Here is a 9,750-nt window from a genome sequence, read left to right on the forward strand (position 1 = left end):
TGCGAAAGCGCTACGGCCGGGGCGTCAGGCCACCACGGCCACCGTCAGCGTCGCCACGTAGCCATCGGTGGCATTGCCCGTCACCGTCGCCAGTTGCAACGCGTAGCCATCGCTGAAGATGTTGTCGGTCGCAAAACTGATCTGCGACAGGTTGCGCACGCTGGCGCTGTAGCCGGACGTCGCATACACCTGGTTGCAGATATCGGTCGGGAACGCGAACTGCGACGTCTTGATGCGGTTCGATGCGATTGCCGCCTTCGCCAGCGTGGCATACACCTCGAAGTGCACATGCGGCATGCGGCCCGCGTAGCATCCGGGGAAGACCGTGGTGAACGTGATGTCGCCGTTCGCATCCGCCTGCTGGACGCCGCGCAGGTAGTTCTGGTTCGTCACGCCGCCCGAGTACAGCGAGTAATTGCCTTCGCGGTCGCAATGCCACAGGTACACCGCAAAGTTGCCCGCCGCCGCGCAGCTGTTGTTGGCGTTGACGATGTGCAGCCTGATCGTCAACGGCACACCGGCCGCCGTGCCGCTCATCGTGCCGAAGCTGCCGCGGATATCGCTGCGCACGACACCGCTCTGCGTCAGGACGTTGACGACGCCGCTCCCGTTGCTGTTGGTGCCATCGGCTGGGTAAGGGCCGCCGGTTTCCTCGGGAATCACCGAGCAGCTGCCGCTCGTGGTCGTCGTCCCCGTCGTGCCGGTGGAGGTGGTGATGCCCGTGCTCGTGGTCCCGGTCGTGGTCGTACCGGTGTCCGCGCTGGTGCTGGTGCTGCCTTCGGTATCGGAAGAACCGCCGCACCCGAGGATGGGCAACGTTGCCGCGCCGGCCAGCAGCCAGCGCAGCGACTGGCGCCGTCCGGCCGTGGTATTCAGCATCGTTTGCAGGTCTTCTTCCAGGCTGTGCCCGTGATATGCCATCGCTTGCTCCTGTGGTGATGGGGTTACTGGGCGCCGGGGTGGCCGGGCTCGCGGTCGCCATCCTGGCGTGGCGAACGCACGGTCTTGCGCTCGTCCAGTGACTTGCGCTGCTCGGCGGTCAGCACGCCCAGCACTTTCTGCTCGGTGCGCAGGTGCGACAGCGTGACGTTGGCGTCCGCCTGCGCCGCGGCCTGGGCCAGTTTCACCGCGGCGGCATCGTCGAACTTCGCGGCACCGTGCAGCGCGAACAGCGCACGGTCGGCTTTCTCGCGCGCCTTCGCCTGTTCGCGCAGGTACGGCACTTGGCCATGCACGATGGCGAAGATCTTGTCCCGCTGGGCTTCGCTCAGGTCGATGCCGCGCAGGTAAGGCGGCACGTTGTCGAAGCCGGGGCCTGGACCGAAGCCGGCCCCCTCCCCACGCGGGCCACGCGGGCCGTCGTCATCCTGCAGGGCCGGGCCCGGGCCGCGGCGCTCGTCCATCCGCGCGCTGTCCGCGTGGCCGCCGCGCGGCCCATCATTGCGCTCTTCGTCGCCGTTGCCTTGCGCGAGCGCCGCCAGCGGCAGCGCCAGTGCGGTGGCAAGGAGGAGTCGTTGCAAGTTTTGTATTGTGTTGTTCATCAGCGGTCCTTCAGTGACAGGGGAGCCGCCATTTTCTTGCCGGGCCGTGTAAAGCGCGGTTAGACGGGGGTAAATCCGTGTAAAGGGCGCCGCTGTAAAAGCGGGTAAAAGACCGTGCGGCAAAGGCCAATGCCCTACAGGCGGCTGCTATCATGGCCCTTTGCCGACTGATGATGAAGTGATGAGCAAGGTTCTGTTGATCGACGACGATGTCGAACTGGTAAGCATGTTCCAGGAATACCTGGAGCAGGAGGGTTTCGAAGTAAAGACGGCGCACGACGGCGAAGCCGGCGCCGCCACGGCGCTGACGGGCCAGTACGCGATCGCGATCCTCGACGTGATGATGCCGCGGATGAATGGCCTGGAAACGCTGCGGCGCATCCGCGCGGCCAGCCGCATGCCGATCCTGATGCTGACCGCCCGCGGCGACGACACCGACCGCATCGTGGGCCTGGAACTGGGGGCGGACGATTACGTGACCAAGCCCTGCACGCCGCGCGAGCTGACGGCGCGCATCCGCGCGATCCTGCGCCGCACGGCCGGCACGCCGATGGACCAGCTGGCCTCGGCGCCGCTCGTCGTCGGCCAGTTGACGATGTGGCCGGAACAGCGGCGCGCCGCCTGGGCCGGCGCCACCGTGGAACTGACGAGCACTGAATTCAACCTGCTCGAAGTGCTTGCGCGGCACGCGGGCAAGCCGGTCAGCAAGAACACGCTGTCCGAGCAGGGCCTGGGCCGGCCCATGGCGCGCTTCGACCGCAACATCGACGTGCACCTGTCCAGCCTGCGCCACAAGCTTGGCACGCTGGCCGATGGCCGCTCCTGCCTGCAAACCGTGTACCGGATGGGTTACCAGCTGATCAAGGATTGACGTGGGCCGCCTGTTCTGGAAATTCTTCCTGTCGATCCTGCTGGCGCAGGTCGCCGCCACGGTGGGCATCGGCGGCGCCCTCTGGCTGAAGAGCCGTGCCGCCGAACAGGAACAACGCCCCGCCATCGATTTCAGCCCGCCGGCCGCGATGGCGATCGAATCGGCCGCCGCCACGCTGGAATTCGGCGGCCCGCAGGCGTTGAAGCGCCTGCTGGAGAACATGGACCGTCATCGCGTGTTTGCCGTGGACGACCTGGGCAAGGAATTGCTGGGCCGGATCGTCAACCCCGTGCAGGTTGCGGCGGCCCGCGCCGTGCTCGACAGGGGCGATATGCGCGTGGTCCGCCGCATGACCCTGCCGAACGGCCGCCGCTACCTGCTGTTCCTGCCCGCGCAAGACCGGCTGACGCCGATGAATACCGCCGATGCCCGCCTGCTGCTGGCCGGCGCCGGCATGCCGATGGCGGACATGGGGCCGCGCGGGCCCGGCTTTCAGCCAAACCTTCAGCCGAACTTTCAGCCCTATTTCCAGCCCGGCCTGCAGCCTGATTTGCCACCCGGCCCCGCCGGCCGGGCCGAAGCACGCATGGGGCCCGGCCCCGGCCCCATGGAGCCGAACGGCCCGCGCGGCCGCTTCCAGCCACTGACACCGTTCATTCCGCTGGCCGCCGCGCTGGTGGCGAGCCTGTTGTTCGCCGCCCTGCTTGCCTGGTATTTCTCGCGCCCGATCCGCTCGCTGCGGCAGGCATTCGAAGCCGCATCGGTTGGCGACCTGGCGCCGCGCTTCGCCGGTGCCGGCAAGCGCGGCGACGAACTGACGGACCTGGGCCGCGATTTCGACCGCATGACGGCGCGGCTGCGCAACCTGATGGATGGCCAGCGCCGCCTGCTGCACGACGTGTCGCACGAGCTGCGCTCGCCGCTGGCGCGGCTGCAGGCCGCGATCGGCCTGGCGCACCAGAATCCGGCCCGCATGGCGGCCTCGTTCCAGCGCATTGAACGCGAAAGCGTGCGCATGGACAAGCTGGTCGATGAGTTGCTGACGCTGTCGCGACTGGAAGCGGGCGCGCTGGCTGGCGCGCGCGAGGAGATCGACGTGGGCGAGCTGCTGCACGGGATCGTCGGCGATGCGCAGTTCGAGGCCACGGCACAGGGGCGCACTGTTGCCGCGCGCGGCAGTGTCGACGTGCTGCTGCTCGGCCAGCCGGACCTGCTGGCGCGCGCCATCGAGAACGTCGTGCGCAACGCCATCAAGCACAGCCCGGAAGGGGAAACGATCGTCGTCGACAGCGCCGTCGATGCGGCCACGCTGCGCATCCGGGTACTCGACCGCGGGCCCGGCGTGGCGGCGCAGGACCTGCAGGCGATCTTCGAGCCGTTCTTCCGCAGCAGCGGCACGGAGAAGGACGTGGAGGGGCATGGCCTGGGCCTGGCCATCGCGCGGCAGGTGGTGCAGCAGCACGGCGGCACCATCGGCGCCGTCAACCGCGACGGCGGTGGCCTGTGCGTGGAGATCGCGCTGCCGCTCGATTGAGCGCCTCAGGCACTCTGCGGCGTCATCGGTGATGATTGCAAAAACAACAAAATGCCTGATAATCGTGGTTGAACCCAACCGCGAACCGACCAATGCCAACGTCCCCGCTGCCCGCTCTTCTCGTCGCGCTGTCGTGCTGCCTGCTCAACGCATGCAGCCTGGTCAAGGTCAACGGCGATGCGCGCACGTTTTACTCCTCGACCGTGCTGGTCGGCCGCGTGGCCAGTGCGGCACCCCCGCATGTTCCCCTCGTGGTTGCCGCCTTCAGCCGTGACCATGGTGCGCTCGTTCCTGTCCACCACGCGGTACTGCACGAGGCCGGGGGATACGAACTGCTGGTGCCAAAGGGCGACTACATCGTCGCCGGATTTGCCGATGCCAACGGCAACCTGCGGCTCGACGAGGGCGAAGCGGCCGGCCAGTTCCGCCCCGGGCCGGTCGTGGCAAACGGTACCGGCACCGTCGTCGAGCTCAATTTTTCGGTGGGCGGCCAGCCGACCGATCTCCCTGTCGGCACCGCTGTCGGCGCCGCACCGCCCGGCACGCTGCACAGCACCCAGGCCGGCGCCATCGCCGACCTCGATGCCCCGGTGTTTTCCGCGCAGTTCGCCCGCACCGGGTACTGGACGCCCACCGAATTCTTCCGCACCGCCGGCGGCAATGTCTACTTCCTGGACAAGTACGACCCGGCCAGGATTCCGGTGCTGTTCGTGCATGGCGTCGGCGGTTCGCCGCAGGAATGGCGCTACTTCGTCGAGCACCTCGACCGCAAGCGCTATCAGCCATGGTTCTTCTACTACCCATCCGGCGCTTCGCTCGATTCCATGTCCTACCTGCTGTACTGGAAGCTGATCAACCTGCAGCGCACGCACCACTTCCGGCGCATCGTCTTCACCGCGCACAGCATGGGCGGTCTCGTCGTGCGCAATTTCCTGTCGAACTACGGCGCGCAGCTGCCGGCGGAAAAGACGTTCGTGTCGCTGTCCACGCCCTGGGGCGGCGATGCCATGGCCGACCGGGGCGTGGCGCATTCCCCGGCCGTGGTGCCGTCGTGGAACGACATGCAGGCGGGCGGCCGCTTCATCCAGTCGCTGTACCAGCGCCCTCTGCCCGGCAACACGGACTACTACCTGTTCTTCGGCCATGCGGGCGGCTACAGCTTCCTGCATTCGGCCAATACCGACGGCGCTGTCACGCTGGCCAGCGAGCTGCGACCGCAAGCCCAGGCGGAGGCGCGCATGATCTACGGCTTCGACGAGGACCACACCAGCATCCTGCACTCGCCGCAGGCCTTCGCGCGTTATGCGGCAGTGCTCGACACCGCCACGGCCGGCGCCGGCGGTGCGCCGGCCGCGCCAGGCGGCCATGTGCGCGTGGCCCTGCACTATGGCGGCGCCGGCGGACTGGCACCGGCCGAGCCCCTGCTCGTGCTCACGCCCGCCGACGGCGCGCAGGGGCGCATCGTGGTGCCCATCCTTGCGGGCGACCGCGAGCGCCAGCTGGGCCCCTTTGCCGCGGGTGTGTATGAGGTCGCGGTCATCTCGCACGGCTTCACCGCGCTGCCGGCACGGCGGACGGTAACGATCGCCGCGGGGCAGGTGCCGGATCTGGACATCGCGCTGTCCCCGGTCGGCACGCTGTTCGGTTACATCGGGGCGGAAGTGACGGCGGGAGAAAACCCCGCGGGGAGCTTCCGCAAGCCGCACCCCGGCATCGACATCGATGCCATCACCCTGTCCAATGGCCACGTCCGACGCACCCTCGTGCCCGATCGAAGCCGCACGGAATTGGGCATCGACAGCCACCTGGCAGGCAGGGATGACGCGGCCAGGGCCATGTTTTCCTTTGTGGGCCTGGCCGATGGCGACTACGAACTGGCGATCACCGCCGAAGGGTACCTGCCCTATCGTGCGACGCGTACCGTGGTCGCTGGCAGGACCGGCAAGGTCGAACCGATCGTGCTGACGCGGCAGTAGCCCGCGCGCCGGCCTGCACCCGCGCCGGAGAACCCCGGAAGTGGCGGCGTCGACAAACGGCGCTGCGCAAACGGCGAGGCCCCCCGCGCCGGAACGCGGGAGGCCTCGCTGCCAAGCTCGTTGCAACGCCCGGCTACAGCCTGGCGCCGCGCCGCTTCGTCGTCACGCCTTCGGCAGCGTGACGCCGTGCTGGCCCTGGTACTTGCCGTTGCGGTCCTTGTACGACGTTTCGCATTCCTCGTCGCTCTGGAAGAACAGCACCTGCGCGCAGCCTTCGCCGGCATAGATCTTGGCGGGAAGCGGCGTCGTGTTCGAGAACTCCAGCGTCACGTAGCCTTCCCATTCCGGTTCGAACGGGGTGACATTGACGATGATGCCGCAGCGCGCATAGGTGGACTTGCCGAGGCAGACGGTCAGCACGTCGCGCGGGATGCGGAAATATTCGATGGTGCGGGCCAGCGCGAACGAGTTCGGCGGGATGATGCAGACGTCGCTCTTGACGTCCACGAACGAGTTGGAATCGAAGTTCTTCGGGTCGACGATCGTGCTGTTGATGTTCGTGAAGATCTTGAATTCGTCCGCGCAGCGGATATCGTAGCCGTACGACGACGTGCCGAACGAAATGACCTTGCGGCCGTCCACTGTCCTGACCTGCCCCGGTTCAAAGGGTTCGATCATTCCGGTCGATTCCGCCATCCGGCGGATCCATTTGTCGCTTTTAATCGTCATCGCAAAGGCTTTAGAAAGTCTGTTGGTGGGTGGTGCGGCTGCGCCGCGTGGGCGCGATTCTACGCGAACTCGCCTTTCCCCTGAAGCATTTTGCGCGATTTCACGCCGGCTGGGCTTCCTTGCACAGCGCCAGTTCGCTACCGGTGAGCTCGCAGACCATGTCGCGCACCGCCTGCGCCGTCAGCACGGGAAACTCCATCGGGAACAGGTGCCCGCCCGGCATCAGCCGGAAGTTGCGGCCCACCAGCGCCTTGGTCGCGGCCAGGCCGGCCTGCCGGTTTTCGATCGAGATGCGGCCGGCCAGGTAACCGACCGGCACCGGGAACTCGCCGGCCACGAGGTGCCCGATATGGTGCGGCAGCGTCCGGTAAACCGCGGTCTCGACGTCGCGCGAGAAGCGCAGCTGCACGCCTTCGGGATGCGGCACCAGCCCCGCGTGCAGGTAATCCTGCAGCACGCCCGGCGCCCACGCGGCAAACAGTTCCTTGCTGGCGAAATGGCGCAGCGCATCGGCTTCGGTGGGCCACACATTCCTGCGCCGCACCGACAGGCGCGAGGGCGAATAGCGGTCCTCGGCATTGAAGCGCTTGACCAGCCGCCACGCGAACGCGCGCCAGCCCGCCACGACCGGCGAGTCGAGCAGCACCACGCAGCGCGCCAGCTCGGGGCGCCGGGCGGCCGCCATCAGGCTCAGCATCCCGCCCAGCGAATGACCGACGAGGATCACCGGCTCGCCGCGATAGCGCGCCACCAGCTCGGCGATCAGCTCATCGACCAGTTCATGCCAGCCGTCGCGCACGGGAAATGCCGGATTGTGGGCATGCATGTCGAGCGCCTGCACATCGAAGTCCTTGTCGAGCTGTTCGAACAATTGGCGGTACGTGCCGGCGGGATAGCTGTTGGCGTGCGAGAAGTGCAGGATGGGTTTCATTGTGAGGGGCGCCAGGGCACCGGAATTTCGGGCGTGGCGATGTTAGCGGGTGAATCTTAGGTTGGCCTTACTTCAATAATATTAACATACGGAAAAGCCTGTCCTGCCGCGAGGGGATCGGCGGCGCCCCCCCATATCCTTCATACGGACAGCCCATACCGCCACCGACGTGACGACCGGCGCGTTGCCTGCTACGCTGGCGTCATGGACAGACTCTCGACACCCGGCCAGGTGGCCCTCGCCCGCCCAGGCATCACTTCTCCCGCCGAATGGCAAACCCGCGTCGATCTCGCCGCCTGCTACCAGCTGTGCGCGCTGTATGGCTGGGACGACGGCATCTACACCCACATCTCGGCAGCCGTGCCGGGCGAACCGGGCCACTACCTGATCAACCCGTTCGGCATGCGCTTCAACGAAGTGCGGGCGTCGAACCTGGTCAAGGTGGACGGCGATGGTCACGTTGTGGGCCCGTCGCAGTACACGGCGAACCGGTCCGGCTTCCGCCTGCACGGCGCCGTGCACAAGGCGCGCCCCGATGCGGCGTGCGTCATGCACCTGCATAACCTCGCCGGCATCGCCGTCGGCATGCAGGAAACCGGCCTGCTGCCCCTGTCGCCCTACGCGCTGCGCTTCTACAACGAGCTGGCGTATCACGACTATGAAGGCATCGCCATGGAGGAAGACGAGCAGCGGCGCCTGGTCCACGACCTGGGTTCGCGCCACGCCATGCTGCTGCGTAACCACGGCAGCCTGACGGTGGGCCGCACGATTCCCGAAGCGTTCGTGCTGATGGAAACGCTGGACCGCGCCTGCGACGCGCAACTGCGCGCCCAGGCGGCCATGGTGCCGCTGCGCCAGCCGCCTGAAGCCATGTGCCGGAAAGTCCATGAGCAGTTGCTGGGCGATCATTCGCCGGAAGGCGCGCTCGAGTGGCCGTCCCTGCTGCGCCGCCTGGATGCGGAAAGCCCGCAGTACCGCAGCTGATACCGTACCGTTTCACTTTTTCGAGGAGATGCAAAGCATGCCGACCATTAATGTCCAGCTGTTCGAAGGCCGTACCCCGGAACAAAAGCGCGCCTTCGTGCAGGCCGTCACCCAAGCCACCGTCGAGACGCTGGGCTCGTCCCCTGAATCCGTGGACATCATCCTCCACGAGGTCAAGCGCGAGCACTGGGCCACGGGCGGCAAGCTGTGGTCCGAGGAATGAACACCGCCGCCTGAGCGGCCCCGCCTTACTTCACCGTCCCTTGCCGAACATCCTTGATTCGGCCGCCAGCGCGAGCAGATTCGGATCGCGCTCGCGCGTCTTCGGCAGCAATAGCGTGATGACCTGGTGCGACGCATACGGCCCGGCGAGGGCGATCAGCTCGATGCGCGCGCTGTACTCGGCCACCCGGGCTGGCAGCAGGCTGTAGCCCATGCCGCTGCCGACCAGATTGATGAGCGAAAAGATGTCGCTGACCTGCATGGTGGTTTCCGGCACGAAGCCGGCTTGCCGGAACGCGTGATTGAAACTGTCGGATGTCACGAACCCGCCGCCCAGCGTGATGAACTGTTCGTTGCGCAAATCCTTCAGGTCCACGGCGGCCTTGCCCGCGTAGGGCGACCCCAGCGGCGCGGCGAGGCGCACCTCATCCTCGAACAGCGGCACGGCCACCAGGTTCGTGTTATCGGACGGCGCCTGCAAGCCGATGACGACCGCGTCGAGCCGGCCGTCCGCCAGGCCCTGCAACAGATCCTTGTTCGAGCCCAGCGTCAGGTCGACGTGCAGGTCGGGCCGGCGCAATTTCAGCCCCATCAGCAGGTGCGGAATGCAGCGCAGCGTCAGCGAATACAGCGAACCGATGCGCAGCCGGTTGCTGTTGAAGCCAGCCAGTTCGCGCACCTTGCGGATGCCCTCCTCCGTTTCCGCCACCGCCCGCTGCGCATGGCTGGCAAACGCGAACGCGGCCGGCAGCGCCGTCAGCTTGCGGCCTTCGCGCTGGAACAACTGGCAGCGCAAGCCTTCTTCCAGCGAATGCAGCGCGCGGTGCACGCTGACGATGCTCTGCCCCACTTCCTCGGACACGCGCGCCAGGCTGGACAGGCGCATGAACGCCAGGAAGATTTCCAGCTTCTTCAAGGTGATTTCTTCGTCGATCATGGTGCCAGAATACTGCAATATTTAA

At 66.9% G+C, this 9,750-nt stretch carries 10 protein-coding genes; 5 read left to right on the plus strand and 5 right to left on the minus strand.

Annotation, left to right across the window (positions count from 1 at the left end; translation table 11 throughout):
• Window positions 1-24: 24 nt before the first annotated feature.
• Window positions 25-921: an intradiol ring-cleavage dioxygenase gene (locus EWM63_RS29415; protein ID WP_130189688.1), complete on the minus strand. Its 897-nt coding sequence runs from the start codon at window positions 919-921 to the stop codon at window positions 25-27.
• A 23-nt stretch (window positions 922-944) separates the two neighbouring features.
• Complete coding sequence (locus EWM63_RS29420) at window positions 945-1,520, minus strand: Spy/CpxP family protein refolding chaperone (protein ID WP_229487574.1); 576 nt, start codon at window positions 1,518-1,520, stop codon at window positions 945-947.
• A gap of 202 nt (window positions 1,521-1,722) precedes the next feature.
• Here EWM63_RS29420 and EWM63_RS29425 point away from each other — a divergent pair, with 202 nt between their 5' ends.
• The 3 genes from EWM63_RS29425 (at window position 1,723) to EWM63_RS29435 (ending at window position 5,922) form a co-directional block, all read left to right on the plus strand.
• Window positions 1,723-2,412, plus strand: a complete 690-nt coding sequence (locus EWM63_RS29425) for a response regulator transcription factor (protein WP_130189690.1) — start codon at window positions 1,723-1,725, stop codon at window positions 2,410-2,412.
• A 1-nt stretch (window position 2,413) separates the two neighbouring features.
• Window positions 2,414-3,946 (plus strand): sensor histidine kinase, encoded by a 1,533-nt coding sequence (locus EWM63_RS29430; protein WP_130189691.1) that lies wholly within the window; start codon window positions 2,414-2,416, stop codon window positions 3,944-3,946.
• Between the two features lie 92 nt (window positions 3,947-4,038).
• Window positions 4,039-5,922 (plus strand): alpha/beta hydrolase, encoded by a 1,884-nt coding sequence (locus tag EWM63_RS29435; RefSeq protein ID WP_130189692.1) that lies wholly within the window; start codon window positions 4,039-4,041, stop codon window positions 5,920-5,922.
• A gap of 162 nt (window positions 5,923-6,084) precedes the next feature.
• On the opposite strand, the gene dcd is transcribed toward EWM63_RS29435, so the two are convergent.
• Window positions 6,085-6,651, minus strand: a complete 567-nt coding sequence (gene dcd / locus EWM63_RS29440; RefSeq protein ID WP_130189693.1) for a dCTP deaminase — start codon at window positions 6,649-6,651, stop codon at window positions 6,085-6,087.
• Window positions 6,652-6,751: 100 nt separating this feature from the next.
• Window positions 6,752-7,582 (minus strand): alpha/beta fold hydrolase, encoded by an 831-nt coding sequence (locus EWM63_RS29445; protein WP_130189694.1) that lies wholly within the window; start codon window positions 7,580-7,582, stop codon window positions 6,752-6,754.
• A 204-nt stretch (window positions 7,583-7,786) separates the two neighbouring features.
• On the opposite strand from EWM63_RS29445, the gene EWM63_RS29450 reads away from it, so the two are divergent.
• Both EWM63_RS29450 and EWM63_RS29455 read left to right on the plus strand, forming a co-directional pair.
• Window positions 7,787-8,566, plus strand: a complete 780-nt coding sequence (locus EWM63_RS29450; RefSeq protein WP_130189695.1) for a class II aldolase/adducin family protein — start codon at window positions 7,787-7,789, stop codon at window positions 8,564-8,566.
• A gap of 28 nt (window positions 8,567-8,594) precedes the next feature.
• The gene (locus EWM63_RS29455; RefSeq protein ID WP_371861159.1) at window positions 8,595-8,789 is read left to right on the plus strand and encodes a 4-oxalocrotonate tautomerase; all 195 of its coding nucleotides are present in this window, start codon (window positions 8,595-8,597) and stop codon (window positions 8,787-8,789) included.
• Window positions 8,790-8,819: 30 nt separating this feature from the next.
• On the opposite strand, the gene EWM63_RS29460 is transcribed toward EWM63_RS29455, so the two are convergent.
• Window positions 8,820-9,725 (minus strand): LysR family transcriptional regulator, encoded by a 906-nt coding sequence (locus EWM63_RS29460; protein WP_130189697.1) that lies wholly within the window; start codon window positions 9,723-9,725, stop codon window positions 8,820-8,822.
• Window positions 9,726-9,750 lie beyond the last annotated feature (25 nt).

It is taken from the genome of Pseudoduganella lutea (assembly GCF_004209755.1).
In the GTDB taxonomy this organism is placed as follows: domain Bacteria; phylum Pseudomonadota; class Gammaproteobacteria; order Burkholderiales; family Burkholderiaceae_D; genus Rugamonas; species Rugamonas lutea.

Bases quoted from the DNA above. Each gene is read 5' to 3' on its own strand.
- EWM63_RS29450 (WP_130189695.1), top strand. From the start codon at position 7,787: ATGGACAGACTCTCGACACCCGGCCAGGTGGCCCTCGCCCGCCCAGGC.
- EWM63_RS29445 (WP_130189694.1), bottom strand. From the start codon at position 7,582: ATGAAACCCATCCTGCACTTCTCGCACGCCAACAGCTATCCCGCCGGC.
- EWM63_RS29435 (WP_130189692.1), top strand. From the start codon at position 4,039: ATGCCAACGTCCCCGCTGCCCGCTCTTCTCGTCGCGCTGTCGTGCTGC.
- EWM63_RS29455 (WP_371861159.1), top strand. From the start codon at position 8,595: ATGCAAAGCATGCCGACCATTAATGTCCAGCTGTTCGAAGGCCGTACC.
- dcd (WP_130189693.1), bottom strand. From the start codon at position 6,651: ATGACGATTAAAAGCGACAAATGGATCCGCCGGATGGCGGAATCGACC.
- EWM63_RS29425 (WP_130189690.1), top strand. From the start codon at position 1,723: ATGAGCAAGGTTCTGTTGATCGACGACGATGTCGAACTGGTAAGCATG.
- EWM63_RS29415 (WP_130189688.1), bottom strand. From the start codon at position 921: ATGGCATATCACGGGCACAGCCTGGAAGAAGACCTGCAAACGATGCTG.
- EWM63_RS29460 (WP_130189697.1), bottom strand. From the start codon at position 9,725: ATGATCGACGAAGAAATCACCTTGAAGAAGCTGGAAATCTTCCTGGCG.